Source organism: Pseudomonas sp. 1D4 (assembly GCF_001728925.1).
Taxonomy (GTDB): Bacteria; Pseudomonadota; Gammaproteobacteria; order Pseudomonadales; family Pseudomonadaceae; genus Metapseudomonas; species Metapseudomonas otitidis.
The window spans coordinates 134,036-159,845 of record NZ_LXJQ01000001.1; the positions used below are offsets into that span (position 1 = coordinate 134,036).

At 67.6% G+C, this 25,810-nt stretch carries 28 protein-coding genes; 11 read left to right on the forward strand and 17 right to left on the reverse strand.

The window, feature by feature from the left end; translation table 11 throughout:
• Positions 1–29 precede the first annotated feature (29 nt).
• A complete protein-coding gene (gene ppk1, locus A7D27_RS00630) occupies positions 30–2,234 on the reverse strand; it encodes a polyphosphate kinase 1 (RefSeq protein ID WP_069563825.1) in 2,205 nt (734 codons plus the stop codon).
• Between the two features lie 19 nt (positions 2,235–2,253).
• Positions 2,254–3,267: a porphobilinogen synthase gene (gene hemB, locus A7D27_RS00635; protein WP_069559508.1), complete on the reverse strand. Its 1,014-nt coding sequence runs from the start codon at positions 3,265–3,267 to the stop codon at positions 2,254–2,256.
• Between the two features lie 237 nt (positions 3,268–3,504).
• Here hemB and A7D27_RS00640 point away from each other — a divergent pair, with 237 nt between their 5' ends.
• Positions 3,505–4,101, forward strand: a complete 597-nt coding sequence (locus tag A7D27_RS00640; protein WP_165668285.1) for a DedA family protein — start codon at positions 3,505–3,507, stop codon at positions 4,099–4,101.
• A gap of 1 nt (position 4,102) precedes the next feature.
• On the opposite strand, the gene A7D27_RS00645 is transcribed toward A7D27_RS00640, so the two are convergent.
• Positions 4,103–5,335: a sterol desaturase family protein gene (locus tag A7D27_RS00645; protein WP_069563826.1), complete on the reverse strand. Its 1,233-nt coding sequence runs from the start codon at positions 5,333–5,335 to the stop codon at positions 4,103–4,105.
• Positions 5,336–5,451: 116 nt separating this feature from the next.
• Between A7D27_RS00645 and A7D27_RS00650 the strand changes: the two genes are divergently transcribed.
• The 3 genes from A7D27_RS00650 (at position 5,452) to A7D27_RS00660 (ending at position 7,575) form a co-directional block, all read left to right on the forward strand.
• Complete coding sequence (locus tag A7D27_RS00650; protein ID WP_069559510.1) at positions 5,452–6,285, forward strand: dienelactone hydrolase family protein; 834 nt, start codon at positions 5,452–5,454, stop codon at positions 6,283–6,285.
• Positions 6,286–6,298: 13 nt separating this feature from the next.
• Positions 6,299–6,958, forward strand: a complete 660-nt coding sequence (gene elbB, locus A7D27_RS00655; RefSeq protein ID WP_069559511.1) for an isoprenoid biosynthesis glyoxalase ElbB — start codon at positions 6,299–6,301, stop codon at positions 6,956–6,958.
• Positions 6,959–7,104: 146 nt separating this feature from the next.
• Positions 7,105–7,575 (forward strand): thioesterase family protein, encoded by a 471-nt coding sequence (locus A7D27_RS00660; RefSeq protein WP_069559512.1) that lies wholly within the window; start codon positions 7,105–7,107, stop codon positions 7,573–7,575.
• Here A7D27_RS00660 and A7D27_RS00665 read toward each other — a convergent pair whose 3' ends face one another.
• On the reverse strand, positions 7,576–8,028 hold the full coding sequence (locus tag A7D27_RS00665) for a YaiI/YqxD family protein (RefSeq protein ID WP_069559513.1): 453 nt from the start codon (positions 8,026–8,028) through the stop codon (positions 7,576–7,578).
• 259 nt (positions 8,029–8,287) lie between these two features.
• Here A7D27_RS00665 and A7D27_RS00670 point away from each other — a divergent pair, with 259 nt between their 5' ends.
• The 4 genes from A7D27_RS00670 to A7D27_RS00685 are packed head-to-tail and all read left to right on the forward strand — an operon-like array spanning position 8,288 to position 11,422.
• Positions 8,288–9,685 carry a COG3014 family protein gene (locus A7D27_RS00670; protein WP_069563827.1) on the forward strand — a complete coding sequence of 466 codons (1,398 nt, stop codon included), beginning with the start codon at positions 8,288–8,290 and terminating at the stop codon, positions 9,683–9,685.
• 8 nt (positions 9,686–9,693) lie between these two features.
• Positions 9,694–10,050, forward strand: a complete 357-nt coding sequence (locus tag A7D27_RS00675; RefSeq protein ID WP_069559515.1) for a YcfL family protein — start codon at positions 9,694–9,696, stop codon at positions 10,048–10,050.
• Positions 10,051–10,081: 31 nt separating this feature from the next.
• Entirely contained in the window at positions 10,082–10,675 is a 594-nt protein-coding gene (gene lpoB / locus A7D27_RS00680; protein WP_069563828.1) for a penicillin-binding protein activator LpoB, read from the forward strand.
• A gap of 3 nt (positions 10,676–10,678) precedes the next feature.
• A complete protein-coding gene (locus A7D27_RS00685) occupies positions 10,679–11,422 on the forward strand; it encodes a penicillin-binding protein activator LpoB (RefSeq protein ID WP_069563829.1) in 744 nt (247 codons plus the stop codon).
• Between the two features lie 43 nt (positions 11,423–11,465).
• On the opposite strand, the gene A7D27_RS00690 is transcribed toward A7D27_RS00685, so the two are convergent.
• The 4 genes from A7D27_RS00690 to A7D27_RS00705 all read right to left on the reverse strand — a co-directional run bounded on the left by A7D27_RS00690 (position 11,466) and on the right by A7D27_RS00705 (position 15,061).
• On the reverse strand, positions 11,466–11,804 hold the full coding sequence (locus A7D27_RS00690) for a hypothetical protein (RefSeq protein ID WP_069559518.1): 339 nt from the start codon (positions 11,802–11,804) through the stop codon (positions 11,466–11,468).
• A gap of 88 nt (positions 11,805–11,892) precedes the next feature.
• Positions 11,893–12,525: a LysE family transporter gene (locus A7D27_RS00695; RefSeq protein WP_069559519.1), complete on the reverse strand. Its 633-nt coding sequence runs from the start codon at positions 12,523–12,525 to the stop codon at positions 11,893–11,895.
• Between the two features lie 80 nt (positions 12,526–12,605).
• Complete coding sequence (locus A7D27_RS00700; protein ID WP_069563830.1) at positions 12,606–13,145, reverse strand: mechanosensitive ion channel family protein; 540 nt, start codon at positions 13,143–13,145, stop codon at positions 12,606–12,608.
• Positions 13,145–15,061: an ATP-binding cassette domain-containing protein gene (locus A7D27_RS00705; RefSeq protein WP_069559521.1), complete on the reverse strand. Its 1,917-nt coding sequence runs from the start codon at positions 15,059–15,061 to the stop codon at positions 13,145–13,147. Before A7D27_RS00705 ends, A7D27_RS00700 begins: the two co-directional genes overlap by 1 nt.
• A 50-nt stretch (positions 15,062–15,111) precedes the next feature.
• On the opposite strand from A7D27_RS00705, the gene A7D27_RS00710 reads away from it, so the two are divergent.
• Positions 15,112–15,570, forward strand: a complete 459-nt coding sequence (locus tag A7D27_RS00710) for a TIGR02444 family protein (protein ID WP_069563831.1) — start codon at positions 15,112–15,114, stop codon at positions 15,568–15,570.
• Here A7D27_RS00710 and A7D27_RS27625 read toward each other — a convergent pair.
• On the reverse strand, positions 15,567–16,436 hold the full coding sequence (locus A7D27_RS27625) for an AlgP family protein (RefSeq protein ID WP_069563832.1): 870 nt from the start codon (positions 16,434–16,436) through the stop codon (positions 15,567–15,569). The genes A7D27_RS00710 and A7D27_RS27625 overlap by 4 nt on opposite strands.
• Positions 16,437–16,564: 128 nt before the next feature.
• Between A7D27_RS27625 and A7D27_RS00720 the strand changes: the two genes are divergently transcribed.
• The gene (locus A7D27_RS00720; protein ID WP_069563833.1) at positions 16,565–17,206 is read left to right on the forward strand and encodes an FKBP-type peptidyl-prolyl cis-trans isomerase; all 642 of its coding nucleotides are present in this window, start codon (positions 16,565–16,567) and stop codon (positions 17,204–17,206) included.
• Here the strand turns inward: A7D27_RS00720 and A7D27_RS00725 are convergent, their stop codons facing one another.
• Positions 17,207–17,671, reverse strand: coding sequence for an Rsd/AlgQ family anti-sigma factor (locus A7D27_RS00725; protein ID WP_069563834.1), 465 nt, complete (start codon positions 17,669–17,671; stop codon positions 17,207–17,209).
• Between the two features lie 242 nt (positions 17,672–17,913).
• Positions 17,914–18,405 (reverse strand): disulfide bond formation protein B, encoded by a 492-nt coding sequence (locus A7D27_RS00730; RefSeq protein ID WP_069559526.1) that lies wholly within the window; start codon positions 18,403–18,405, stop codon positions 17,914–17,916.
• A 104-nt stretch (positions 18,406–18,509) separates the two neighbouring features.
• On the opposite strand from A7D27_RS00730, the gene A7D27_RS00735 reads away from it, so the two are divergent.
• Positions 18,510–19,595 carry a sorbosone dehydrogenase family protein gene (locus A7D27_RS00735; RefSeq protein ID WP_069559527.1) on the forward strand — a complete coding sequence of 362 codons (1,086 nt, stop codon included), beginning with the start codon at positions 18,510–18,512 and terminating at the stop codon, positions 19,593–19,595.
• On the opposite strand, the gene A7D27_RS00740 is transcribed toward A7D27_RS00735, so the two are convergent.
• The 6 genes from A7D27_RS00740 to A7D27_RS00765 form a co-directional block, all read right to left on the reverse strand.
• Positions 19,583–20,815, reverse strand: coding sequence for a heme biosynthesis HemY N-terminal domain-containing protein (locus tag A7D27_RS00740; protein WP_069559528.1), 1,233 nt, complete (start codon positions 20,813–20,815; stop codon positions 19,583–19,585). The two genes, A7D27_RS00735 and A7D27_RS00740, sit on opposite strands and share 13 nt — an antisense overlap.
• Complete coding sequence (locus tag A7D27_RS00745; RefSeq protein ID WP_069563835.1) at positions 20,812–21,972, reverse strand: uroporphyrinogen-III C-methyltransferase; 1,161 nt, start codon at positions 21,970–21,972, stop codon at positions 20,812–20,814. Before A7D27_RS00745 ends, A7D27_RS00740 begins: the two co-directional genes overlap by 4 nt.
• Before the next feature lie 16 nt (positions 21,973–21,988).
• On the reverse strand, positions 21,989–22,759 hold the full coding sequence (locus A7D27_RS00750) for a uroporphyrinogen-III synthase (protein ID WP_069563836.1): 771 nt from the start codon (positions 22,757–22,759) through the stop codon (positions 21,989–21,991).
• Positions 22,756–23,694, reverse strand: coding sequence for a hydroxymethylbilane synthase (gene hemC, locus A7D27_RS00755; protein WP_069559531.1), 939 nt, complete (start codon positions 23,692–23,694; stop codon positions 22,756–22,758). The genes A7D27_RS00750 and hemC overlap by 4 nt, the downstream gene beginning before the upstream one ends.
• 91 nt (positions 23,695–23,785) lie before the next feature.
• Positions 23,786–24,532, reverse strand: coding sequence for a LytTR family DNA-binding domain-containing protein (locus A7D27_RS00760; protein WP_069559532.1), 747 nt, complete (start codon positions 24,530–24,532; stop codon positions 23,786–23,788).
• On the reverse strand, positions 24,529–25,608 hold the full coding sequence (locus tag A7D27_RS00765) for a sensor histidine kinase (RefSeq protein WP_069559533.1): 1,080 nt from the start codon (positions 25,606–25,608) through the stop codon (positions 24,529–24,531). Before A7D27_RS00765 ends, A7D27_RS00760 begins: the two co-directional genes overlap by 4 nt.
• Positions 25,609–25,810 lie beyond the last annotated feature (202 nt).

Here is a 25,810-nt window from a genome sequence, read left to right on the forward strand (position 1 = left end):
GCCCGAAGGCCCCGTTTTCATGTGCGCGCTCAGCGTGCGCTGATCGGCGGGTTGAGCAGCTTGTCCAGCAGGATGGCCTGTGCGTTGCGCGGGTTCTGGTTGCCGCTGGGGCTGTTGCGCAGGTAGCGGCCATCGGGCTGCAGCGCCCAACTGTGGGTGTTGTCGGCCAGGTAGGTCTCCAGCTCCTTCTTCACCCGGGTGATGAGCTTCTTGCCTTCCACCGGGAAGCAGGTCTCCACCCGCATGTCGAGGTTGCGCTCCATCCAGTCGGCGCTGGAGAGGTAGAGCTTCTCGTCGCCGTCGTTGAGGAAGTAGTAGATCCGGCTGTGTTCGAGGAAGCGGCCGATAATCGAGCGTACCTGGATGTTGTGGGACACCCCCGGTATACCCGGGCGCAGGCAGCACATGCCACGCACCACCAGGTCGACCTTCACGCCGCTCTGGCTGGCCTTGTACAGCGCGCGGATCACCTTCGGGTCGGTCAGCGCGTTGACCTTCACCATGATGTGCGCCGGCCTGCCCTCGCTGGCGTGCTGGGCTTCGCGGGCAATCATGTCGAGGATGGTCTTCTTCAGCGTGAAGGGCGCGTGCAGCAGCTTCTTCATGCGCTGGGTCTTGCCCATGCCGATGAGCTGGTTGAACAGCTTGTGCAGGTCCTCACAGAGGGGCTCGTCCGCCGTCAGCAGGCTGTAGTCGGTGTACAGGCGCGCGTTGCCGGCGTGGTAGTTGCCAGTACCCAGGTGGGCGTAGCGACGCAGCTCACCGCCTTCGCGACGCAGGATGAGCATCATCTTGGCGTGGGTCTTGAAGCCGACCACGCCGTAGATGACCACAGCGCCAGCCTGTTGCAGGCGGCTGGCCAGTTGCAGGTTGGATTCCTCGTCGAAGCGCGCGCGCAGCTCGATAACCGCCGTCACTTCCTTGCCATTGCGCGCCGCCTCCACCAGGGAGTCGACGATCTCGGAGTTGGCACCGGCGCGGTACAGGGTCTGCTTGATGGCAAGGACGTTGGGGTCCTTGGCCGCCTGGCGCAGGAAGTCGACCACCGGAGTGAAGGACTCGAAGGGGTGCAGCAGCAGGATGTCCTGCTTGCCCACCACGTTGAACAGGTTCTCGGCCTTCTGCAGCAGCTTCGGGATCACCGGCGTGAAGCTCGGGTGCTGCAGCTCCGGGTGGCTGTCCAGTCCGGTGATGCTGAACAGGCGGGTCAGGTTCACCGGCCCGTTGACCTGGTAAAGCTCGCCCTCGGAGAGGCCGAACTGCTTGAGCAGGTAGTCGGACAGGTGCTTCGGACAGGTGTCCGCCACCTCCAGGCGCACCGCATCGCCGTAGCGACGGGAGAACAGCTCGCCCCGCAGCGCGCGGGCCAGGTCGTCCACGTCCTCGGTGTCCACCGAGAGGTCGGCGTTACGGGTCAGACGGAACTGGTAGCAGCCCTTCACCTTCATTCCGGGGAACAGGTCATCGGCGTGGGCGTGGATCATCGAGGAGAGGAACACGAAGTTGTCCCCCGGCCCGCTGATGTCCTCCGGCACGCGGATCACCCGCGGCAGCAGGCGCGGCGCCGGGATGATGGCCAGGCCCGAATCGCGACCGAAGGCGTCGACGCCCTCCAGCTCGACGATGAAGTTGAGGCTCTTGTTCACCAGCAGCGGGAAGGGGTGGGTCGGGTCGAGGCCGATGGGGCTGATGATCGGCGCGATCTCGTCGCGGAAGTAGCGACGCACCCAGGTCTTGAGCTTGGCGGTCCAGTAGCGACGACGGATGAAGTTGACCTGGTGCTTGGCCAGCTCCGGCAACAGCACGTCGTTGAGGATGGTGTACTGCCGGCCCACCTGCTCGTGTACCAGCTCGCTGATGCGGGCCAGCGCCTGATGCGGCAGCAGGCCGTCGGCGCCGGCCTGTTCACGGGCGAAATTGATCTGCTTCTTCAGGCCGGCGACGCGGATCTCGAAGAACTCGTCGAGGTTGCTGGAGAAGATCAGCAGAAACTTGAGACGCTCGAGCAGCGGGTAGGTCTCGTCGAGTGCCTGCTCCAGGACACGGATGTTGAACTGCAGCTGCGACAGCTCCCGGTGAATGTACAGGCTGCTGTCATCCAGCCCCGGGATCGGCGCGGGTGGCGGCGGTGCCTCCACAGGAGCCGGTGCGGGAACCTGGGCCTCCACCTCCGACTGCTCCGGGGTGGTCTGGTTTTCGGGAGTTACGGCTGTATTCAATCCGTCGGTGTTCATTCAAGTTCCTGCTGGGGAGTCAGGCTCCCTTCTTGAGCATTTCTGCGGCACGCACCGCGAAGTAGGTAAGAATGCCATCGGCGCCGGCGCGTTTGAATGCGGTCAGCGATTCGAGGATCACCGACTCGCTCAGCCAGCCATTCTGGACGGCCGCCATGTGCATGGCGTACTCGCCGCTGACCTGGTAGGCGAAGGTCGGCACGCGGAAGGCGTCCTTCACGCGCCAGACGATGTCCAGGTAGGGCATGCCCGGCTTGACCATGACCATGTCGGCGCCTTCGGCGAGATCCGCCGCCACTTCGTGCAGGGCTTCATCACCGTTGGCCGGGTCCATCTGGTAGCTGGCCTTGTTGGCCTTGCCCAGGTTGGCGGCCGAACCGACAGCATCGCGGAAGGGGCCGTAGTACGCGCTGGCGTACTTGGCTGAGTAGGCCATGATCCGCACGTTGGGGAAGTCGGCCAGTTCCAGGGCCTCGCGGATGGCCTGGATGCGGCCGTCCATCATGTCGGAGGGGGCCACCACCTGGGCGCCCGCCTCGGCATGGGAGAGGGCCTGCTTGACCAGGGCGTCCACGGTGATGTCGTTCTGGACGTAGCCGTCCTCGTCGAGGATGCCGTCCTGGCCGTGGGTAGTGAACGGGTCCAGGGCCACGTCGCTGATCACTCCCAGCTCCGGGAAGCGGGCACGCAGGGCGCGGATGGCGCGCTGGGCGATGCCGTCCGGGTTCCAGGCTTCTGCACCGTCGAGGGACTTCTTCTCCAGCGGGGTCACCGGGAACAGCGCCAGCGCCGGGATCCCCAGGGCCACCCAATGCTCGGCCGCGTCCAGCAGCAGGTCGATGGACAGGCGCTCCACGCCCGGCATCGAGGGCACGGCTTCGCGGCGGTTTTCGCCATCGAGCACGAACACCGGCAGGATCAGGTCGTCGACGGTCAGGGTGTTCTCACGCACCAGGCGGCGGGAGAAATCATCACGGCGGTTGCGGCGCAGGCGGGTAGCAGGGAACAGGCGGTTGGCGGGGGTAAAGCTCACGGCATACTCCAGGGTCCGGGGGGCGGACACAGTGCGACATTTTAAGCGGCCGATTATGACCGAATGGTAACAATGCATAACAGCGACCCTTGGTCGCGTCGACAGACGCAAAAGCCGACCGCGCAAGCCCCGACGGGTTCACAAGCCGACCATCGGCTGGCCATTGGCCAACCCGGGGAGCTTTCCCCGCAACCGCATCCCGGTTAGGCTTCGCGTTCATTTTTGCCGCGCTGCCTGATGATGCTGCAACAATTCCTCCAGGATTTCGGGTACTTCGCCCTCTTCCTCGGTACCTTCTTCGAGGGCGAGACCATTCTCGTCCTGGCCGGATTCCTCGCATTCCGCGGCTACATGGACATCAACGCAGTAGTGGCCACCGCCTTCTGTGGCAGCTATGCCGGTGACCAGCTGTGGTACTACCTGGGTCGCCACAAGGGCCGCCAGATCCTCGCCCGCCGGCCGCGCTGGCAGGCCATGGGTGACAAGGCGCTGGACCACATCCGCCGGCGCCCGGACATCTGGGTACTGAGCTTCCGCTTCGTCTACGGCCTGCGCACCGTGATGCCGGTGGCCATCGGCCTTTCCGGCTACCCGCCGCTGCGCTATTTCCTCCTAAACGGCATCGGTGCCATTGTCTGGGCCCTGGCCCTGGGCTTTGCCGCCTACCACTTCGGCGCCGTGCTCGAAGGCATGCTCGGCAACCTCAAGCGCTACGAGCTGATGGTACTGGGTGGCCTGGTGCTGATCGGCCTGGTGCTCTGGCTGCGCCGCCGCATCCGCAGCAGCCGCGCGAACCGTGAGGAACGTCGCAAGGAAAGCCGCGAGCAAGGCTGACTCAGGCCGTCATCGGCCGGGCCATGCGCAGCCCGGCCAGCAGCCCCAGGCTGACCATCAGGTACAACCCCAGGCCCACCCCGACCGGCATCGTCACCACAGCCAGCCCCACCGGTCCAGCCACGCCGACAAGCACCCCACAGGACGCCAGCCGCGCCAGCTCCAACCCCATCGCCCAGGGCCGGTTCTCCAGCCAGGCACCGATGGCGAACAGGCCGAACGCCAGCCACCCCCCGCCCAGCAGCAATGCCGGCAGCCCCATCCCGTCCCCTTTTGCCAACAGGTAGCTGCCCCCCAGCAGGTACAGCGTGAACTGCAACCCCGCATAGGCGGTGCGAGCCGGCGGCAGCGGCACCTCGTACTTGCGGAAGCGGGCCAGATCCGGCTTGGCCAGCGGATAGCGCTCGGCCACGTCCGCCGGTCGCCAGCCGGTGCGCATGAACCAGATGCGCAGCCGGTCCCACCAGGAGCGCGCCCGCGCCGCGTCCTGCCACAGTTGGGCGTAGACCTGCAGGTTGGCCCACAACGGGTTCCAACTGGCCAACGGTGTGGTCACGCCGAACACCACCGGCTCCTCGTCCAGCTCCTCCTGGAAGGTGCCGAACAGCCGATCCCAGAGGATGAACACGCCACCGTAGTTGCGATCCATGTACACCGGGTTCTGCGCGTGGTGCACCCGGTGGTTGGACGGAGTGATGAACACCCACTCCAGCGGCCCCAGCTTCGGCACATGGCGGGTGTGCACCCAGAACTGGTAGAGCAGGTTCATCGCCGCCACCGTCAGGAACACCAGCGGCGGGATGCCGGCCAAGGCCATCGGCAGGTAGAAGATCCAGCCGAAGATGAAACCGGTGCTGGTCTGGCGCAGTGCCGTCGAGAGGTTGTACTCCTCGCTCTGGTGGTGCACCGAATGGGCCGCCCAGAGCACGTTGCGCTCATGGCCCAGGCGGTGGTTCCAGTAGTAGCAGAAGTCGTAGAAGACGAAGGCCGCCACCCAGGTCCAGGGGCTGGTCGGGTCCGGCGCCAGCAGCCCCAGGTGCTGCCAGGCGAGGGTGTAGGTGAGCACACCCACCGTCTTGGTGAGCAGGCCGCAGGTGGTGGACAACACCCCCGCGCTGAGGCTGTTGATCGCATCGGCAGTGCGGTAGGTGCGCACGCCGCGCCAGCGATCGGCGAGCAGTTCGAGACCGATCAGCAGGAAGAACACGGGAACCGCATAAAGGACGTAATTCATGGGAAGGCCGTATCGTTCGGACGTTGCAGGGGCTAGGATTGCCAGCCTCGATGCTACGCCCGAGCGGCCCGCAGCCCCTGGCGCGGCATGACAGCCCGACTGGCATATGACGACAGATGCGTACACCTCTCAGACGACTGCTCTCGCTTCTCCTGCTGGCCACCGCCAGCGCCGCCCTGCTGGGCCTCTACCCCTACCGCCAGGCCATGCTGCCGGTGGCGGACGACCTGCCCACCGCGCGCCAGCGCCTGGCCGACCACCTGAGCCTGTACACCCCCGCCGGTGACGGCCCGTTCCCCACGGTGCTGGTGTTCCACGGTTGCAGCGGGCAGAGCCCCGGCTTCGTCGACAACGTCCGCGACTGGCTGCTGCCCCAGGGCTATGCCTTGCTGTTCGTCGACAGCTTCGGCGCCCGCGGCATCCACGACTGGCACCCGGTCTGCGACGGCAAACGCCTGTGGGGCAACGAACGCGCCCTGGATGTCTACGCCGCCCTCGACCTGGCCCGCGCGATGCCCAAGGTGAACCGCCAGCGCCTGGCCCTGCTGGGCTACTCTCATGGCGGCTGGACCGTCCTCGACGCGCTCGCCTACGACGGCGCCGCCGGCCACGGTTTCCCAGCGACAGGGGAGGGCGTGCTCGACGGCGTGCGCGGCGCCATCGCCTTCTACCCCTACTGCGGTTTTCCCGCCCACCTGCGCCAGGGCGTGGCCCATAGCGCCCCGGTGCTGATGTTCCTCGGCACGGCGGATCGAATCACCGACCCGCGCCAGTGTCTATCGGCCATGGAGGGGCTTTCGCCGCAGCGGCTGCAGGTGGTGCAGTACGCCGGGGCCGGCCATGTGTTCGACCAGCGCAGTGACCTGAATACCTACCAACCCGGGCTGGCCGAGGATGCCCATCGGCAGGCCCAGGCCTTCCTCCAGGAGACCCTGGGGGCAGCCCCGTGAAAAGGAGAGAACCATGAACAAGCACGTTGCCGTCATCCTGTCCGGCTGCGGCGTCTACGACGGCGCCGAGATCCACGAGAGCGTCATCACCCTGCTGCGCCTGGACCAGCGCGGGGCCAAGGTGCAGTGCTTCGCCCCCAACGTTGCCCAGCACCACGTGCTCAACCACCTCACCGGCGAAGAAATGCCCGAGAGCCGCAACGTGCTCACCGAGTCCGCGCGCATCGCCCGTGGCGCCGTGAAGGACGTGCGCGAGCTGAAGGCCGAGGACTTCGACGCGCTGATCATCCCCGGTGGATTCGGCGCCGCGAAGAACCTCAGCGACTTCGCCTTCAACGGCCCCGCCTGCCAGGTCCAGCCGGATGTGCTCGCCGCCGCCCAGGCCTTCGCCCAGGCCGGCAAGCCCGTTGGCCTGATCTGCATCGCACCGCACCTGGCGGCGAAGATCTACGGCGAGGGCGTTGCCTGCACCATCGGCAACGACGCCGACACCGCCCAGGCCCTGGAAAGCATGGGCGCCCAGCACGTCGAGTGCGCCGTCGGCGACATCGTCGAGGACGAGGGCCGCAAGCTGGTGAGCACCCCGGCCTACATGCTGGCGCAATCCATCAGCGAAGCCGCTTCCGGCATCTACAAGCTGGTGGACCGGGTGCTGGAACTGACCCACGCCTGACCCGCGTCTGACCCGTGAGGGGCGGCCGCCCGGCCGCCCCTCCAGGCCGATCCGGCCATTCCCTCTGCTGCACGGGCCAACCCCCTTGTCCGAGCACCTTCGGCTGCGGCAGCGTCGAATCCCTGCCTTTCGTGCCCAGGTGCGCCATGCCCGACAACACCTTCATCCTCACCCCGGAGCTGCAGGACGCGGTGCGCCAGTTCTTCGAGCGCATCCCCTTCAACCAGTCCCTCGGCATCCAGCTCGACGAGCTGTCCGCCGAGCGGGTGATCATGCACCTGCCGATGAAGGCCGAACTGATCGGCAACTTCGTCCACGGCATCCTCCACGGCGGCGTGATCGCCTCGCTGCTGGACGTGACCGGCGGCGCCATGGCGCTGATCGGCGCCTTCCAGCGGCACCAGCACCTGTCCACCGGCGAGCGCATGGCGCGGCTCTCGAAGCTCGGCACCATCGACCTGCGCATCGACTACCTGCGCCCCGGGCGCGGCGCACGGTTCACCGCCACGGCAGTGCCACTGCGTGCGGGCAACAAGGTGGCGGTGGTGCGCTCGGAACTGCATGCCGACGACGGCACGCTGGTGGCGGTGGGGACGGGTACCTACCTCTGCGGCTGATCAGCCCCGGCTGAGGCGTGTCAGCAGGCGGTCCAGCGCATTGGCGAAGGCCTGGCGCTCGCGCTCGCCATAGGGAGCCTGGCCGCCGCCCATCTGGCCCTGGTCGCGCAGGTCGGTCATCAGGTTGCGCACTGCCAGGCGCTCGCCCATGTTGCGCTCGTCGAACTCACGGCCTCGAGGGTCGAGGGCCGCCACGCCCTTCTTGATCAGCCGGTCAGCCAGCGGCACATCACTGCAGATCACCAGGTCGCCTGGCTCGGCCTGCTCCACCAGGTGGTCGTCCGCCGCATCCGGCCCACTGGGCACCACCACCAGGCGCACACAGGCGAAGGTCGGTTTGACCTGGCTCTGGCCGGCCACCAGCACCACCTCGAAGCGGCGCTTGAGGGCGAACTTGATGACCTGGTCCTTGGCTGCCCGGGGGCAGGCATCGGCATCGATCCACACGCGCATCGGCGTCTCCTGCAAGGGAATGGGTGCGCAGTATGCCAGCGGACGGGCTCCGACGCCGACGGGAGACGAATCGTACGCCGTCACACTGCCACCAAGGCGCCATCAGCGCCCGACCTTTTCGCATATACTGCGCCGGCTGCGCCCCGACACCGAGACGCAGCCCCCTCGCGTGGGGATTGGCAGGACGCCACCGTACAGCCAGTGCACGCCTGGATCAGCCCTCACCGGCTGGCAGTATCAAGGATTGGAAGAGGTCGCCATGTTCCCCCGTGCACTCACCGCACTCGCGGTCTGCATCCCCCTCGCGCTCAGCGGTTGTACCGTCTTTCGCAGCTACCAGAGCGAACTCACCGAAACCAGCCAGTACCTCGCCAGCGGCAACGTCGACGGTGCCATCGGCCTGCTCGAAGCCAACAACGGCGGCGAGCACAAGGACCTGCTGTATTACCTGGAGAAGGGCGAACTGCTGCGCTCCCGGGGCGACTTCGCCGGCAGCCAGGCCGCCTGGCGCCAGGCCGACCAGCAGGTGTACCAGTGGGAGGAGGCGGTCAAGGCCGACCCCGGTCGCTACCTCGCCGAGTTCAGCGCCTACCTGATCAACGACAAGATGCGCCGCTACGAGGGCTACGACTACGAGAAGGTCATGCTGACCACGCAGATGGCCCTCAACGACCTGGCGCTCAACGACTTCGACAGCGCCCGCACCGAGATCAAGAAGACCCATGAGCGCGAGGCGCTGATCGCCGAACTGCGCGACAAGGAATACCTAGAGCGTGAGGAAGAAGCCGAGCGCCAGGGCATCACCACCGAGCTGAAGGACCTCAACGGCTACCCGGTGGGTGCCCTCAACTCCCCCGAGGTGCTGGGGCTGAAGAACAGCTACCAGAGCGCCTTCAGCCACTACCTCGCCGGCTTCGTCTACGAAGCCCTCGGCGAGCGCGGCCTGGCCGCCCCCGGCTACCGCAAGGCCGCCGAGCTGCGCCCTGAGACGCCGCTGCTGGAGCAGGCCCTGCTGGACCTCGACTCACCGCCGCCGGAGGCGGACGAAAGCGATGTACTGGTGGTGATCCAGAGCGGCTTCGCACCGGCCCGCGACTCGGTGCGCATCCCCCTGCCGCTGCCCCTGGATTCCGGCCTGGTGGTCAGCACCGTGTCCTTCCCGGTGCTGCGGGACGACAACACCACCCGCCCGCCTTCCGACCTGCTGATCGACGGCGAGGCCGCCGAACTGACCGAGCTGGGCAGCATCCGCGCCATGTCCTACCGCGCCCTGCTGGACGACATGCCCGGGATCATCCTGCGCACCACCGTGCGCGCCGTCTCCCGTGGGGTGGCACAGAAGCAGCTGAACGACAACGGCAACCCCTGGGCGAGCCTCGCCGTGGGCGTCATGTCGACCCTTACCGAAGGTGCCGACGAGCGCACCTGGCGCACCCTGCCCAACAGCATCCGCGTCGCCCGCCTGCGCCTGAGCCGGGGCGAGCACCGCCTCACCCTGCCCACCGCCCACGGGCTCGCCGAGCTGGACCTGAAGGTCGAGCGGCCCTACCAGGTCATCCCCGTCCGCGTGGTGGCCGGGCAGGTCTTCGCCCACGGCGCCGCCACCCAAACCCCAACGCCCGGCGTGCCCGCCGTGGCCAGCACCCACATGCCCTGAGGACACACATGCGCACCTTACTGATCGCCGGGCTCACCCTGGCCCTGCTCACCGGCTGCAGCCACGAAACAGCCTCCAGCAAGCTGGCCCCCATGGGCGAAGTGGAGGACATCGAGGTCGACACCATGCGCGTCGCCCGCGAGAACGGTTTTCTCACCGTCAAGGTGAAGCTGGTCAACACCCACAAGCAGAACCGCACCCTCTACTACCGCTTCGCCTGGCTGGACAAGGACGGCTTCCCGGTCGCCGGCGAGGAAGCCTGGAAGGCCCTGCCCCTCTACGGCTCGCAGACCACCTACCTGCCCGCCATCGCGCCGGTGCCCCAGGCCACCGACTTCCGCCTGGAAATGAACACCCCTGACTGACCCTGAACCCGACCGTCAAGCGAGAGCCCCCATGCGCCTTTTCCGCACCACCTGCATTGCCGCCTTCGTCATCGCTGCTTCCGGCTGCGCCTCCAAGCCTTCGCCGGTACTCGGCGGTGGCAACATCAGCTACGGCGACAGCAAAGCCGTCGAGCTGATCACCAACGAATTCGGCTCCACCGACCTGCAGATGATCGCCGAGTCCATGACCCGTTCCCTGGCCCAGTCCGGCGTACTGCGCGGCCGCCCGGTGATCCAGATCTACGACGTGAAGAACAAGACCAGCGAATACATCGACACCCGCGAAATCACCACCAGCATCAAGACCCAGCTGCTGAAGTCCGGCACCGCCCGCTTCGCCAGCGACAACACCGACATGCAAAGCCAGGTGGACCAGCTCAAGCTGCAGAACCAGAGCGGCCTGTACAAGAACTCCACCGTCGCCAAGACCGGCAACATGATCGCCGCCAAGTACCGTCTCGAAGGCGCCATCAGCTCCATCGTCAAGCGCAACAGCGACTACAAGGACGTGTTCTACAAGTTCAGCCTGCAACTGATCGACGTGGAAAGCGGGCTGGCGGAGTGGATGGACGAGAAGGAAATCCGCAAGACCACGGAGCGCTGATCCATGCGAGCACTGATCGGCCTGTTGGCCGCGGCCCTGGCCTTCGCCAGCCAGGCCGCACCCAAGGTGGCGGTGGCGGACCTGGCCTACGAGCAACAGGTGAGCCAGTACTTCCGCACCGTAGACTCCAAGGACAACGCCCAGTACGGCCCCTACACCGGGCATTCCTCCAGCAGCTACCACGAGGAAGAGGGCAACTACAGCTACGTCGAGCGCGGCGAGCTGCGCAAGTTCTCCGGGGACATCCGTGGCGAGATCATCAAGCGCGGGCGCTTCCAGCTCGTCCAGGCCCGCCCCTTCAGCGGCGACCCGGAGAGCCAGGCGATCTACGACGTAATCCAGCGCATCCGTGACGGGCAGTTCCCCGGTGCCGACTACGTGCTGTTCGGCACCGTGTCGGACGCGGACTTCCGCCAGGACACCAACGCCCTCGACAACACCGACAGCTACTCCAGCGTGCTGGGTCTGACCCTGGTGGCGGACTTCAGCCTGATCGACACCAAGACCTTCCAGGTGTCTTCGGCCTTCACCGCCATGGGCGAAGCCCAGGACGTGAAGCTGGTGAACGGCCTTGATGCGCGCATCAGCCACAACCGTGGCCGTGTGGTGCGCGAGGTGTCGCGCTCGCTGGGCGAAGACGTCGCCCGGCAGATGGAAGAGCAGTTGGGCGGTGGCACCACCACCTTCGACGTCCAGCCCATGCAGCCGGCGCTGCCGCCGGACGAGCCGGCGCGCATCCTGCGCTGACCCGGCACGGCGGGCGGTCCTCGCAGGCCGCTCGCCCAATTCCTCAGCCCCGGTAGAACGCCTCGCAGCACTCACGCAGGGCGTTGGAGAGGCTGTCATCCTCCAGTTCGATCAGGTCCAGCTCCAACGCGTCCGGCAGCATCTGTGCCACCAGCGTCGCCAGGCGCTGGCGGCCGCCCAGGTCAGAGCCGGCAACGCCCAGCAACAGGCGCGGCTCGGGGCCAATGGCGGGGTCGCGCAGGGCTGCAAGGTAGGCTTCGGTCAATCCCATGTCACGGCAGGCGGCCTGCAGCGCACGCTCCAGCGGCGGGTGGCTGACGGGGGCGATGGCGAGGTCGGGCGAATCGCCGTAGACCCCGGCGCGGGTGTGGGATGGCGGCATGCCGGTGCTCCGGAAGGGAAGACCGGCAGCCTATTGGCCGAGCGCCGCGCTGTCGCGGCGCCGGGTCACGCTTGGCGCATCGACTGGATCACGCCGGGGTGCGGCGCACGGTGGCCAGCAGGGCGGCAGCGCCGACGAAGAGCGCAGCGAAGGTACGGTTCATGGTGCGCTGCTGGGCCGGGGAGCGCAGCAGGCGCAGCACCTTGGCAGCCAGGCCGGTGTAGCCGGCCATGACGATCAGGTCCACGGTGATCATGGTCGCGCCCATCACCAGGTACTGCGGCAGCAGCGGCGCATGGGGGTCGATGAACTGCGGCAGCACGGCGAGCATGAAGATGATCGCCTTGGGGTTGCTCACGTTGACCAGGAGGCCGCGCAGCACCATCGTCAGCGGCCGCCCCAGAGGACGTTCGCCGGAGCCGGCGTCGAGGTCACTGGGCAGCGCGCGCCACTGGCGGTAGGCCAGGTAGGCGAGGTAGGCCACGCCGAACCACTTGATCAGGCCGAAAGCCATGGCCGAGGTGGCGAGGATGGCGCCCACACCGGCGGCGACGATGGCGATCTGCAGGGCCAGGCCCAATTGCAAGCCAATGGCGTTCCAGTAGCCCCGCAGAAAGCCGTATTGCAGGCCGGACGACATGGACGCAATGGCGCCCGCGCCGGGGGACAGGCTGATCACCCAGCAGGCGACCAGAAAAGCGAGCCAGGTGTGTAGAGCCATGGCAGGACCTCAGGAGTTTCAGGGTTGGGGTCAGGCAGACTACTCCGCGCGCCGGGCGCTGCACAGCCCCCGGCCGGCGCTCAGCGCCAGCGGCGCACGGCTTTCTGGAAGAACAGGCTGTTGGGTACCTGGATCATGGCACCTGCCGCTTCTTCGGCGACGTCCTGCAGGGTGGTGTAGAACAGGTTGATGGCCACCACTCGGCCCTTCACGCCGGGCTTGTCGGCGCTCTCCACCACCTCCACCACATCGCCCAGGCGGAACGGCCCGAGGGAGAAGATCAGCACCGCGCAGAACATGTTCGAGAGCACGCTCCAGATGGCGAAGAAGGCCACCGCGGCGACGGCGGTGAAGCCGGTCAGCGCCGTCCACAACACCTCGGCGGACACCCCGAGACGCTCCAGCACCAACATGAAGGCGCTGCCCAGGATCAGCCAGCGCAGCAGGCCGCGCAGGGGCAGCAGGAGCTCCTGGGGCAGCTGTGGATAACGCGCACCGAGGCGGGTGATGCCGCGGGTGACGATGCGCTGCACGAGCCAGGCGAGAATCAGGATGAGCAGCACCTGCGCCGCTCGGATCAGGGGCTCGCTCCAGGCCGTCAACAGGACCAGGTCTTCCATCAGTCACTGGCCTCCAGTTGACTCTGCAGGTTTTCAAGAAGCTCCAGGGCCTCCAGCCATTTCTCCTCCAGCTCGGCCTCACGGGTCTTGAGCTTCGCCTGCTCGGCGAGCAGGTCGCGCAGCTCGTCCTTGCGCGAGGCCTCGTAGACACCGGAGTCGCCCAGACGGGTTTCCACAGCGGCAAGTTTTCCGTGCAGGGCACCCAGTTCCTTCTCCAGCTTCTCCGCTTCGCGCTTGTGCGGCGCCAGTTGCTGACGCAGGGCGGCAGCGGCCTGACGCTGGGCGCGCTTGTCGGTGCCGGCGCCATTGGGGACCGACGGAGCACTGCTGGCCGGGGCCTGGCGGGCACGGTAGTCGACGAGCCAGCGGGCGTAGTCGTCGAGGTCGCCATCGAAGGGCTGGATGCGCCCGTCGGCCACCAGCAAGAACTCGTCGGTGGTGCTCTTGAGCAGGTGACGATCGTGGGAGACCACCAGCACCGCGCCGGCGAACTCCTGCAGGGCCATGGTCAGCGCCAGGCGCATTTCCAGGTCCAGGTGGTTGGTGGGTTCGTCGAGCAGCAGCAGGTTGGGCTTCTGCCAGGCGATCAGCGCCAAGGCCAGGCGCGCCTTCTCGCCGCCGGAGAAGTTCAGCACCGGCTCGTCGCAGCGGTCGCCGCGGAAGTCGAAACCGCCGAGGAAGTCGCGCAGGGTCTGCTCGCGCTCGGCCGGGGCAATACGCTGCAGGTGCAGCAGCGGGCTGGCCTTGGGGTCGAGGGAGTCCAACTGGTGCTGGGCGAAGTAGCCGATGGCGAGGTTCTCGCCACGGGCCAGGCGCCCGGCGACAGGCGCCAGCTCACCGGAAAGGGTCTTGATCAGGGTGGACTTGCCCGCGCCGTTGGGGCCGAGCAGGCCGATGCGCGCACCGGGGACGAGCTGCAGCTTGACCTGCTGCAGCACCACCTTGTCGCCGTAGCCGAGCTGGCCTTCGGACACGTCCAGCAGCGGGCTGGAGATCTTGTCCGCCTCGCGGAAGACGAAGTCGAAGGGCGAATCCACGTGGGCGGGCGCCAGTTCCTCCAGGCGCTCCAGGGCCTTGATCCGGCTCTGCGCCTGGCGGGCCTTGGTGGCCTGGGCCTTGAAGCGGGCGATGTACTTCTCCATGTGGGCACGCTGGGCCTGCTGCTTCTCGTAGGCCTGTTGCTGCTGGGCCAGGCGCTCGGCGCGGGTGCGCTCGAAGGCCGAGTAGCCGCCGCGGTAGAGGGTCAGCTTCTGCTGTTCCAGATGGGCGACGTTATCCACCACGGCATCGAGGAAGTCGCGGTCGTGGGAGATCAGCAGCAGGGTGCCGGGGTAGCCCTTGAGCCATTCCTCCAGCCAGAGGATGGCGTCGAGGTCCAGGTGGTTGGTGGGCTCGTCGAGCAGCAGCAGCTCGGACGGGCACATCAGCGCCTGGGCCAGGTTGAGGCGCATCCGCCAGCCACCGGAGAAATCGCCGACGCGGCGGTCCATCTGCTCGGCGGTGAAGCCCAGGCCGGCCAGCAGCTTGCGGGCGCGGGCATCGGCGGTGTAGCCGTCGGCGCTGTCCAGCTCGATGTGCAGACGGGCGATGGCGGTGCCGTCATGCCCGGCCTCGGCGGCAGCCAGTTCGGCCTGCACGCGGCGCAGGTGCACGTCGCCGTCGAGAACGTAGTCCACCGCCAGGCGGTCGAGGGTGTCCACCTCCTGGCGCATGTGGGCGATGCGCCAGTCGGCCGGCACGAAACAGTCGCCGGCGTCGGGGCCGAGCTCGCCACGCAGCAGGGCGAAGAGGCTGGATTTACCGGCACCGTTGGCGCCGATGAGGCCGACCTTCTGGCCGGTGTGCAGGGTCAGTTCGGCGCCTTCGAGCAGGCGCTGGGGACCGCGCTGTAGAGTGAGGTTCTGGAGTCGGATCATAATGGCGGCGGAGTTTATCAGCTTCATTCCGCCACCGCCCGGTACTCGCCATGCCCCCCGATCTATGGAATTTCGCCCTGCAACTCTATGCCCGGCCCAGCGTCGAGGCGGCCTGTCTGACACTTCAGGAGCAGGGTGCGGACGTCTGCCTGTTGCTGGCAGCCCGTTGGCTGGAGGCGCGCGGCGTCACCTGCACGCCCGAGCGCTGCGACGCCTTGCGCGATCTTGCGGCCCCCTGGCAGCGGGACGTGGTGATGCCCCTGCGTCGCCTGCGCCAGGACTGGCGAGACGGTGCGCAACAGGATGGGGAACTGGCGGCCCTGCGGCAGCGGCTGAAGCAGTTGGAGTTGGACGCGGAACGCGCGTTGCTGGCGCGCCTGGAACAGGCTGCCGCGCATTGGCCGGCAGGCCAGAACGAGCAGGACGGTTGGCTGGAGGCCTTGGCTGGGGATGCCAGGAAGGCCTGCGACGCGCTGGATCGGCTGCGCGCCGCAGGCCGGATGCCTTAGGCGGACGGCGTCGCCGGCGCGGCGGACTCGGGGGCCGCAGCAGGAGCAGCCGGAGCCGCGGCGGGTGCAACCGGCTTGGCGGCAGGGGCCTTGGCTACAGCCTTGGGCTTGGCAGCGGGTTTCGCGGCCGGCTTGGCTGCGGGTTTCGCAGCAGCAGGCTTGGCGGCAGCGGGCTTGGCAGCGGTTGCCTTGGCCGGAGCCTTGGCGGCCGCGGCTTTGGCAGCCGCTGGTTTGGCGGCAGGCTTGGCAGCTGCAGCCGGTTTGGCAGCGGCAGGCTTGCTGGCCGGCTTGGCGGCCGGTTTGCTTGCAGCCTTGACCGGCGCCTTCGCGGCAGGCTTGGCAGCGGGTTTCGCGGCGGCCTTGCTGGCGGTGGGTTTGGCCGCAGCCGGCTTGCTCGCGGCCTTGGCAGCCGGTTTGGCGGCGGCAGGTTTGGCAGCGGCCTTGGCGGCTGGCTTGGCTTTGACTTCACGGGCGGCGAGGGCCTTGTTGGCAGCCTCCTTCACCTTGCCGACGCCCTGGGCCAGCTTGAGGCTTTCCTGGGCATCACGCTTGAGCTCGACGATGTAGGCGCGGGTCTCGGCCTGGCGGGCCTTGAGGGCTTCGAGCAGATCCTCCAGCTCGGCGATGGCGTCCTTCGCCTTGGCTTGCGCCTTGGCCTTGCCGGCCTTGGCGGCGTCCTGCAGCTTGGTGCGGGCGCCATGGAGTTTCTCCTGAGCCTTGCCGCGCTGCTTCTCCAGTTTGGTCAGCAGTTTCTCGGCATCGACCAACGCCTGGCTGCAGGCGTTCTCGAGGTGTTCGATCAGGCTGTGGGACAGTTGCTGGAGCAGGTGCAGCGGGGTGCTAACGGGCTTCTTCTTGGCCGACATGGCGCGCCTCCGGGCGATCGATGGTGCGGCTCATACTAGTCCCCGATTCAATGCGTCGCTAGCTCTCTGCCGCGCACCGGTTCACGGCGCTGGCATAATCGCAGCCCCTGCCCCCTGGAGTATCTTCCATGCGCCATCTCGCCCTGTTGCCCCTGTGCCTGCTGCTGGGTGCCGCGCATGCGGCGGACGACCAGAAGGACCTCGCCTACAGCATGGGCGCGAAGATCGGCGAGCGTCTGCGCGCCGAGGCGCCAGGGTTGCCGCTGGACGAGCTGCTGCGTGGGCTCTCACGGACCTACAAGGGCGAGAAGCCCGAGCTGGACCCGGCGCGCATGGACAAGCTCCTGGAACACCACGAAGCGAGCCTGGAGCAGGCCGGCTCAAGCACGAAGCGGGCGCAGACAGCAGAGAAGTATTTCCTGGCCCTGGAGCGGGGCAAGTACGGCGTGAGGGAGCTGCCGGGCGGCATCCTGGTGACCGAGCTGCGCCACGGCGGCGGCCCGATGCCTGTGGCCAACGGCCAGGTGCGCGTAACCTATCGCGGCCAGTTGGCCGACGGCAGCGTGTTCGACGAGAGCATCACGCCGCAGTGGTTCCGCCTGGACAGCGTCATCGCAGGGTGGCGGGAAGCCTTGCAACAGATGCCGGTGGGCGCACGCTGGCGGCTGGTGATTCCTTCAGCGAAAGCCTATGGAGCGGAGGGCGCAGGGGATGTGATTCCACCCCATGCGCCCCTGGTGTTCGAGCTGGAGCTGCTCGAAGCCAAGTGATCAGACGAGCTGAGTCGCCTGGTCCCGGTGGGCGGTGTGCAGCACCTCGATGAGGCAGTCCTCCAGGTCGAAACGCTCGTGCAGCAGTTGCCCCAGGCGTTTCAGTTCGGTCTTGAAGCACACCTCGCGGTTCTCGCTGCCGTCGCAGCAGTCGTTGAAGCCAAGTGCGGCCTCGGTGATGGCCTCGATGCGCGGGTAGATCTGCTTGGCCAGCTCCAGGCCACGCTGATCACCAAAGGCCCGTGCCTCGTTCATCAGTTGCTCGTAGACCTCGAAATGGCCGGCCGAGACGTAGTCCACCAGCACTTCGCAGAAGCCTTGCAGCGCCCCGGGCGATGGCACCTCGGGGCTGTTGTCCAGGCGGGTGAAGACGCCGATGAGTTCCTGGCGCTCCTGCAACCAGCGGTCGATCAACTGGTGCACGCCACCCCAGCGTTCCTGGGCGTTCTTGCAGCTCTCGAGCATGATGACCTCGCGTCCCTAAACATTGATGCTGTCGTCTGCACCGAGACGGTTTTTTGTCGATCGGGGCATATGAAGGGAGACGGGACATGGAAGCGGCAGCTTTCCGACGTCACGTGCGGGCCAGAGTATGCCGCTGCCGAAATGCCTTCAAGGCACCCGGCGTGAAAATTTCATACAGATGTTTGATCGTCGGACCGCGCCCTGTCTGGCTCATTGCAGCCAGACAGGGCGGGGGAATGGACTCAAGCGCGGCGCAATAGCTGGTACAGCGAGAAGAGGATGCAACCGGCGAAGGCCAGCAGACTCCACTCGGGGATGCTCATGCCGAACAGCGTCCAGGTGACTTCGGCGCAATCGGCGGTGCCGTGGAGCATCAGCTTGACGATCTCCTGGAACGGCAGCGCCTCCATCATGAACTCCAGGCTCGGCAGACAAGCCGGCAACTGGTCGGCCGGAACGCCCTGCAGCCAAACCTGGCGCCCGGCGGTGGCGGCACCACCGGCGGCGAACAGCAGCGCCAGCACCGAATAGACGCGACGGCCCTTGACCTGCGGGTTGTGCAACGCCGCCGCCAGGCAGGCGATGCCGAACAGGATGATGAAGATGCGCTGGACGACGCACAACGGGCACGGCGCCAGCCCTTCGAAGTGCTCCAGATAGAGCGCGCCAGCCATCACGGCGACGCAGGCGAGGAAGGCGGCGAAGAAAAGCGGACGCGGGCTGGCCAGGCTCATGGCGGCTCCCAGGGAAATGAAAGGCCGTTACGGTAGAGGAAGGGCCTTGGCCTTTCAAGACGACGGACTAGTCTGCACCGGGTACCCATCCGGAGAAGCACGCCATGCGTCGGTTGATCCCGCTCCTGCTACTCGCCCCGCTGCTGGCCGAGGCCCGGCTGCCCCTGGAGCAGATCCGTCTGCCGCCGGGTTTTCGCATCGAGGTGCTCAGCGACCAGGTGCCCAACGCCCGGGAAATGACCTGGGGCGCGGACGGCACTCTGTTCGTCGGCAGCAACGCCGCCGGCAACGTCTATGCAGTGGACCCGGCAAACGGTCACGCACGCATCATCGCCAAGGGCCTACAGATGCCCGTGGGTGTCGCCTTCCACCAGGGTGACCTTTATGTGTCGGCGGTCAGCCGCATCCTCCGCCTGCGCGACATCGAGTCGCGGCTGGACGCGCCACCCCGTCCCGAACAGGTCGGCCCCGACTTCCCCACGGAGACTCACCACGGCTGGAAGTTCATCGCCTTCGGCCCCGACGGCAAGCTGTACGTGCCGGTGGGCGCACCCTGCAACGTCTGCGAGCGCGACCCGGCCCTGTACGCCGCCCTGCATCGCATGAACCCCGACGGCAGCGGGCTGGAGCTGGTGGCCCGGGGCATCCGCAACAGCGTCGGCTTCGACTGGCACCCTGGGACCGGGGAACTGTGGTTCAGCGACAACGGCCGCGACCTGATGGGTGACGACGTGCCGGACTGCGAACTCAACCGGATCAGCACCACCAACCCGCATTTCGGCTTCCCCTACTGCCACGCCGGTACGGTGGCCGACCCGCAATTCGGCGGGCGTGCCTGCAGCGAATTCGTGCCGCCAGTCGCCAAGCTCGGCCCCCACGTGGCCCCGCTGGGCCTGCGTTTCTACACCGGCACGCAGTTCCCGTCGGAGTATCGCGACAACCTGTTCATTGCCGAGCACGGCTCATGGAACCGCAGCCAGAAGATCGGCTACCGCATCAAGCGCGTGGAACTGAACGGGGATGGCAGCCTGAAACGCCAGAGCGTGTTCGCCGAAGGCTGGCTGCAGGGACAACGGGTCTGGGGCCGGCCTGCCGATGTGCTGGTGGCCCCGGACGGGTCGCTGCTGGTGAGCGACGACCAGGCCGGGGTGATCTACCGCATTCGCTACAGCGCCGATCAGGCGCGCTGATCGACGGGTTGCGGCAGGCGGGGCAGGCGTTCCGCCAGCCCCTCCTGGAACAACTGGTTGCTTCGCTCCAGCTCGCCCATGTGTGCCAGCAGCCGTGCCAGCTCACCACACAGCTCAGGCTCGCGGCCGAAGCTGAGGCCCGTCTCGAAGTAGTCACGGGCCTTGCCCCACAGGCTGCTCTGCAGGCTCAGGCGGCCCAGGGTGAGAAACAGCACCGGATCACCCGGCTGCTCCTTGAGTAAGCCTTCGGCAGTCTGCAACTGGCGCGCCGGGTCAGCCCCGCGCAGGCGGCCGTAGAAGCGCACCAGCTCGCGGTCGTAGCCGCGCTTGAGGGCGATGCGCACGGCTTCCTCAGCTTCGGGCTCGGCGCCCAGGTGGCGCAACTGCTCGGCAAAGGCCAGCACCAGGCGCGGCTCGGCACGCTGGGCGGCAGACAGGTGCTGCCAGGCCTGGATCAGGGGGTTGAGGGCGTTCTCGCCCTCGTTCAAGCCGGCCTGCCCGGCATGCACCAGGCGCTCGCTCCAGGCACTCAGCTCCAGCTGGGCGATCTCCGATTCCGGCAAGGCCTTGTTCTTGCGCAGCTCCGGAACCAGACCGACCAGGGCCGCCATGTCTCCACGCTGGCGCTGCAACTGGACCAACTGACGCAGCACCTGATGGTGCTTGGGGTGGTGCTCGTGCATGGCCTTGAGGGTGTCGAGCGCGCCGTTCAGGTCACCACGCTCCTGCTGCAGCTCGGCATGGGCCAGGGCGATGGCCAGCTCGGCCTGGGGCTGGCGCTCCAGAGCACGCTCCAGCAGTTGGTCGCTCTCTTCGTACTGACCGATGCGGTTGGCCGCGCGGGCTGCACCCAGGTAGAACATCAGCGGCTGCGGGTCCGCCTCGGCGGCACGGCGCAGGTGGCGCAGCGCCCGTGCCCAGCGGCCTTCGGCCAGGTCGAGCAGGCCCTGCTCCGAGGCCAGGCGCACACGGCGCCGGGCATTGCGTCGCGACCAGGGGTTGATCACCCCGCCGGAGACGAAGATCAGGCTCAGCACCAGACGCACGCCCCACACCAGCAGGACGAGCACGGCCACCAGGGCGAGGAAGGCCCAGAGGCTGGATTCGTAGCGGAAGCCCTTGTAGGCGAACAGCACGTAGCCGGGGTGCTGGACCACGGCGACGCCCACCAGGGCGACCGCAGCGGCCACCAGCAGGAGGATCAGGACGATGCGTCTCATTGGCCCTGGCCCTCCGCTGCCGGCGTGTCTTCAAGGTCCTGGCTGGCGGCCGGCTCAGCCCGTGCCGGGGCCTTGGGCTCGGCGATACGCTGGCCACGGGCAAGGTAGGCCTGGACGGCTTCCAGAGCCGGGGCCAGGTCCGGCGTGTGCACTTCGACCGGCTGCTCGGCGAGCTCGCCAAGACGCGCCATGAGGGCACGGCTCTCGGGGTTTTCGTCGTTGAACTGGGTGTCCAGCACATCCCGCGCCTGTTTCAGCGACTGCTGGTAGACCTGGGTCTGACCGTGCAGTGCGGCCCACTGGGCCTGCTCAAGGGCCAGGGAGAGGGCGAGGCGGACCTGGGACAGGCCCTGGCCGCTGAGCAGCGGCTTGATGTTCTGGTCGGCGTCGAACTGGATGCGGAAGTAGTGGGAGAGCTTCTCCAGCCATTCGCCCCACCAGCTGCCGCCGTCGCCTTCGGCGGCCATGTTGCGCAGCACGCCGCCCTTGTCCTCGAAGGCCGGGGCCAAGGGCTGCAGGCTGGCCGCCTGCTCACGCAGGGCGCCAAGCTGGAGGAACAGGCCGGTGCGGTCCGGCTGCGGGGTGGTGCGCAGGGCTTCGAGGCTGCGGGAAAGCTGCTCGCGGGCGCCGAAGGCGGCCGGGTCGTCCTGCTCGCGGAGGATGTCGTCGGCGGCTTCCACCAGGGCCTTGGCGCTGTTGATGTCCTGCAGGGCGGAGAGGCGCAGGCTGGCCAGGCGCAGCAGGTGCTCGGCCTCGGCCAGACGCCAGTCCTTGCGGCTGGCGCCGAGGACGCTTTCCACGCGCTGACTCAAGCGTTGCTGGTCATTCTGCAGGCTCGCCAGCAGGCGACGACGCTCATCCAGTTCCTCGGGGGTCGGCAGGCGGTCGATGCGCTCGGCCAGGCGCTTGTCGCTCTGTTCCAGGCTCTGGGCGCGCCCCTGGGCGTCCTGCACCAGGCTTTGCTGCTGCTGGCCACGGGCCTCGATGGTGTGCAGTTGCCAGAGGCTCCAGCCGCCGACACCTGCACCGGCGGCGCCGATGAGCAGGGCGAGAAGGGCAAGGCCGTTGCCTCGCGTGGCGGGCTTGCCGGTGGGGGGCACGACGGCCTCGGAAGCCGGGGATTGCTGCTCGGGTTTCACCAGGTCTGCTTCGCTCACGTATCCATCCTTTGCATCAGGGGGCCGGGGCTGGCTGGTTCTCCAGTGCCGCCAAAAGAGCCGCGGCGCTGGCACCGCGGCAATCCACAACATCAAGCGCCCCGGCGTCCCGGGCCGACTGGGCCACTCGGGGGCTGGGAACGAACAAGGGTAGACGGGCCAGGCGCGGCCAGGCGTCGGCCGCCAGCTCCAGCAAGTGCTGGAGGCCCTGTCCACTGCTGACCACCAGGCCGTTCAGGCGTTCCGCCTGGATGAGGCGCGGCAGGGCGCCTTCCGGGTAGGCCGGCAAACGGCGGCGGTAGAGTTCCAGATAGTCCACCGAGGCGCCTTGGCCGCGCAAACGCTCGCCCAGGAATTCTCGGCCACCCTCGCCACGCATGATCAACACACGGGGCGCAGGGCCGGCGAAGGCTTCGGTGAAACGCGGCAAGGCCAACAGGGCTTCGCTGTCATCGCCTTCGGTTGGCCAGTGCACGTCGAGCCCACGCTCGGCCAGCACCTGGCCGGTGCCAGCACCGACGCTGAACCACACCGGACCGGAGGGCGGCTGCGGCCAATGGCGGTCCATACGGGCCAGTCCGAGGCGCGCGGCCGGCTTGCTGACCACGACGATGGCGTTGTAACGGTCGAGCTCGAGGAGGGACTGGCTTTGCCCGGGGGCTTCGTCCAGCGGCTCGATCTCCAGCAGCGGGAGGCAGGCGCTATGCACGCCCCGGTCGGCCAGCAGGGCGGCCAGGGCCTCACTGTCGTCATGAGGACGAGTGATCAGCAGGCGCCAGCCTGTCACGGATGGCCTGCCTCGCCATAGACCGCCTTGAGGATGGTTTCCGCGCCCTGGCCGAGCAGGTCTTCGGCCACGCGCACGCCCAGTTGCTCGGCCTCGTTTGCCGGCGCGCGGGACTCGGCACGCAGCAGTTGACCGCCATCCGGCTGGCCCACCAGGCCGCGCAGCCAGAGCTGGTCACCCTCGAGCACGGCGTAGCAGGCGATGGGCACCTGGCAACCGCCATTGAGGCGCTTGTTGAGGGCGCGCTCGGCGTTCACCCGCACGGCGGTGTCACGGTGGTGCAGCGGGGCGAGCAGGGCATGCACTTCGGCATCGGCGGTGCGGCACTCGATGCCCACGGCGCCCTGGCCGCCCGCAGGCAGGCTGTCCTCGACGCTGATGGAGGAACGGATGCGGTCCTCGAAGCCCAGACGGATCAGGCCGGCGGCGGCAAGGATGATGGCGTCGTACTCGCCGGCATCCAGCTTGGCCAGACGGGTGTTGACGTTGCCACGCAGGAAGTGGATGCGCAGGTCCGGGCGGCGGGCCAGCAACTGGGCCTGGCGGCGCAGGCTGGAGGTGCCGACGATGCTGCCAGCGGGCAAGGCATCGAGGCTGTCGAAACGGTTGGAGACGAAGGCGTCGCGCGGGTCTTCGCGCTCGCAGATGCAGTACAGGCCCAGGCCCTCGGGGAAGTCCATCGGCACGTCCTTCATGGAGTGCACGGCGATGTCGGCCTCGTTCTCCAGCAGGGCGGTTTCCAGTTCCTTCACGAACAGGCCCTTGCCGCCGATCTTCGCCAGCGGCGCGTCAAGCAGCTTGTCGCCCCGGCTGACCATGGGCACCAGGCTGACGCGCAGGCCGGGATGGGCCTGTTCCAGGGCGGACTTGACGTATTCGGCCTGCCACAGGGCCAGGGCACTCTTGCGGGTGGCAATGCGGATTTCGCGGGGCATGTAGGAATTCCGGAAGCGAGACTGCCCGGCATGATAACAGGCCACGCACGACCGGCGCGCGAGGCAAGGCTCGCGCGCCGGCAGCGGTCGGTCAGAGGTTGTGCATCAGCTTGCGCACGCCGGCCACATGGCGGCGGCTGACGGTGAGCGCATCGCCATTGAGCCCCCTGAGGTAGAGCTGGAAGTGCCCGAGCGGGGTGCGCTGAAGCCGCTCGATGCGCTCGCGGGCCACCAGGGCGTTGCGGTGGATGCGCACGAAGCGATCGCCGAACTCGTCCTCCAGGGCCTTGAGCGGCTCGTCCAGCAGCACCTCGCCCTGCTCGTGGCGCAGGGTCACGTACTTGTGGTCGGCAATGAAGTAGATCACCTGGTCCAGGGGAATCAGCTCGATGCCCTTGCGGGTCCGCGCGCTGATGTGGGAGCGCGGCCCCACGCCGCTTTCCGCAGCCGGGCGGGTGAGGGCAGCCAGCTGCACCCGATTGGGCCGCTCGGCCTTCTTCAGTGCATCGGCCAGGGCCTCGGGCCGGACGGGCTTGACCAGGTAGCCCACGGCGCTGACCTGGAAGGCATCCAGGGCGAACTCGTCATGGGCGGTGCAGAAGATCACGGCCGGGGGTGCCTCCCTCTCGCAAAGTCGGCCAGCGACCTGCAGGCCATCCAGCCCGGGCATGCGGATGTCGAGCAACACGACATCCGGCTTCAGGCTGTCGATCAGGGTGAGAGCCTCCTCGCCATTGGTGGCGGCGGGCTCCAGGACTCGGTAGCCATCGAGCTCTCCGACCAGGCGGCTGAGGCGCTCTCGGGCAAGTGGTTCGTCATCGACGATCAGGACATTCATATTGCTCGGGCTTCCTGCGTGAGTCTCGCACAAGGATAGCGTAGACAGGTGAAGTGGCGACCGTCACGGCGCTCCACGCTGAGACTGGCTCCGGGGCCGAAAAGTGCCGTGAGTCGGGCATCAATGTTGGTCAGTGCCTGATGGGTTCCGCGCGAAGGCCGGGTTTCCGCCCCTTCATCGAAGGGATTGCTCACGCGGAGCAGGAACACCCCATCCTGGTACTCGGCTTCGACCCGCACCAGCCCACCCTCGATCCGCGGCTGGATGCCATAGATCAGGGCATTTTCCAGCAGCGGCTGCAGTGTGAGTTGCGGAATCGGCAAATCATCAGGCACATCGTCAACCTGCCACTCCAACTGTAGCCGTTCTCCGAGACGATATTGCTCGATCGAGAGATAGCGCCTGGCCAGTTCCAGCTCATCGCTCCAGCGCACCAGGGTGCCGGGCTTGGCCAGGCTGGCTCGGAACAGATCGGAGAGGTCCAGCACGGCCTGCTCCGCCTTCACCGGGTCGGTGGCGACCAGGCTGGCGATGCTGTTGAGGCTGTTGAAGAGGAAGTGCGGGCGGATGCGCGCCTGCAGGGATTCGATGCGCGCCTTCAGCTCGGCCTGCTGCTGACGCCGCCACTGGCTCTGCAGGTAGAAGTAGCGCAGCACCAGGGTCGACATGATCAGGCTGATGAGCCCGTGGCGCAGGTAGAGATTCACTTCCCCGGCTCTTGGCAGCGGCCCGCCGAGTTCGTAGTAGTCCGCCACGGCGGTGCAGGCCAGGGTCAGCCCCACCACGAGGAACGAGCAGGCGACTCCGGCGGTGGCCGGGCTCAGCCGGGCGAGAAATGGCCGCAGGCGGCACAGCAGGGCCGCTGACAGCAGGACGATCCACTGCACGAACAACGAGGTCAGCGCCAGGCGGATCCAGTTGAAGTCCGGCACCAGCGGTTCGGCGAGCACCAGCACCAGTACCAGCAGCTCCGCCAGCAGCACCAGGCCGAGCAGGGCCTCCGGCTGGCAGAGCTCCGGCAGGAAGAAGTCGTCATCGGGGGCGGCTGTGCGGCCCTGGGCAGGGGATCGTGGCATCCGGGCAGTGTTACCGGGCGGCGCATGGCCAGCAAGCCGGCACGCACTCGCCGGGCGAAATCGATCACCGAAACGCCGACACGACTGCAAATCTGTGAAGCACCCGACACTCCCCGGCCGGTCAGCCGCGCCAACAGGGCACACCGGTTTTGCCGACGAGGCTGCTATCATCGGCCCCCATCACGGCCCTCGGCCTTCCTCC

What these genes read in the sequence shown, in the direction of transcription:
- ppk1 (WP_069563825.1), bottom strand. Translation starts at nt 2,234, where the DNA reads ATGAACACCGACGGATTGAATACAGCCGTAACTCCCGAAAACCAGACC.
- A7D27_RS00640 (WP_165668285.1), top strand. Translation starts at nt 3,505, where the DNA reads ATGATGCTGCAACAATTCCTCCAGGATTTCGGGTACTTCGCCCTCTTC.
- A7D27_RS00645 (WP_069563826.1), bottom strand. Translation starts at nt 5,335, where the DNA reads ATGAATTACGTCCTTTATGCGGTTCCCGTGTTCTTCCTGCTGATCGGT.
- A7D27_RS00650 (WP_069559510.1), top strand. Translation starts at nt 5,452, where the DNA reads ATGCGTACACCTCTCAGACGACTGCTCTCGCTTCTCCTGCTGGCCACC.
- elbB (WP_069559511.1), top strand. Translation starts at nt 6,299, where the DNA reads ATGAACAAGCACGTTGCCGTCATCCTGTCCGGCTGCGGCGTCTACGAC.
- A7D27_RS00660 (WP_069559512.1), top strand. Translation starts at nt 7,105, where the DNA reads ATGCCCGACAACACCTTCATCCTCACCCCGGAGCTGCAGGACGCGGTG.
- A7D27_RS00665 (WP_069559513.1), bottom strand. Translation starts at nt 8,028, where the DNA reads ATGCGCGTGTGGATCGATGCCGATGCCTGCCCCCGGGCAGCCAAGGAC.
- A7D27_RS00670 (WP_069563827.1), top strand. Translation starts at nt 8,288, where the DNA reads ATGTTCCCCCGTGCACTCACCGCACTCGCGGTCTGCATCCCCCTCGCG.
- A7D27_RS00675 (WP_069559515.1), top strand. Translation starts at nt 9,694, where the DNA reads ATGCGCACCTTACTGATCGCCGGGCTCACCCTGGCCCTGCTCACCGGC.
- lpoB (WP_069563828.1), top strand. Translation starts at nt 10,082, where the DNA reads ATGCGCCTTTTCCGCACCACCTGCATTGCCGCCTTCGTCATCGCTGCT.
- A7D27_RS00685 (WP_069563829.1), top strand. Translation starts at nt 10,679, where the DNA reads ATGCGAGCACTGATCGGCCTGTTGGCCGCGGCCCTGGCCTTCGCCAGC.
- A7D27_RS00690 (WP_069559518.1), bottom strand. Translation starts at nt 11,804, where the DNA reads ATGCCGCCATCCCACACCCGCGCCGGGGTCTACGGCGATTCGCCCGAC.
- A7D27_RS00695 (WP_069559519.1), bottom strand. Translation starts at nt 12,525, where the DNA reads ATGGCTCTACACACCTGGCTCGCTTTTCTGGTCGCCTGCTGGGTGATC.
- A7D27_RS00700 (WP_069563830.1), bottom strand. Translation starts at nt 13,145, where the DNA reads ATGGAAGACCTGGTCCTGTTGACGGCCTGGAGCGAGCCCCTGATCCGA.
- A7D27_RS00705 (WP_069559521.1), bottom strand. Translation starts at nt 15,061, where the DNA reads ATGATCCGACTCCAGAACCTCACTCTACAGCGCGGTCCCCAGCGCCTG.
- A7D27_RS00710 (WP_069563831.1), top strand. Translation starts at nt 15,112, where the DNA reads ATGCCCCCCGATCTATGGAATTTCGCCCTGCAACTCTATGCCCGGCCC.
- A7D27_RS27625 (WP_069563832.1), bottom strand. Translation starts at nt 16,436, where the DNA reads ATGTCGGCCAAGAAGAAGCCCGTTAGCACCCCGCTGCACCTGCTCCAG.
- A7D27_RS00720 (WP_069563833.1), top strand. Translation starts at nt 16,565, where the DNA reads ATGCGCCATCTCGCCCTGTTGCCCCTGTGCCTGCTGCTGGGTGCCGCG.
- A7D27_RS00725 (WP_069563834.1), bottom strand. Translation starts at nt 17,671, where the DNA reads ATGCTCGAGAGCTGCAAGAACGCCCAGGAACGCTGGGGTGGCGTGCAC.
- A7D27_RS00730 (WP_069559526.1), bottom strand. Translation starts at nt 18,405, where the DNA reads ATGAGCCTGGCCAGCCCGCGTCCGCTTTTCTTCGCCGCCTTCCTCGCC.
- A7D27_RS00735 (WP_069559527.1), top strand. Translation starts at nt 18,510, where the DNA reads ATGCGTCGGTTGATCCCGCTCCTGCTACTCGCCCCGCTGCTGGCCGAG.
- A7D27_RS00740 (WP_069559528.1), bottom strand. Translation starts at nt 20,815, where the DNA reads ATGAGACGCATCGTCCTGATCCTCCTGCTGGTGGCCGCTGCGGTCGCC.
- hemC (WP_069559531.1), bottom strand. Translation starts at nt 23,694, where the DNA reads ATGCCCCGCGAAATCCGCATTGCCACCCGCAAGAGTGCCCTGGCCCTG.
- A7D27_RS00760 (WP_069559532.1), bottom strand. Translation starts at nt 24,532, where the DNA reads ATGAATGTCCTGATCGTCGATGACGAACCACTTGCCCGAGAGCGCCTC.
- A7D27_RS00765 (WP_069559533.1), bottom strand. Translation starts at nt 25,608, where the DNA reads ATGCCACGATCCCCTGCCCAGGGCCGCACAGCCGCCCCCGATGACGAC.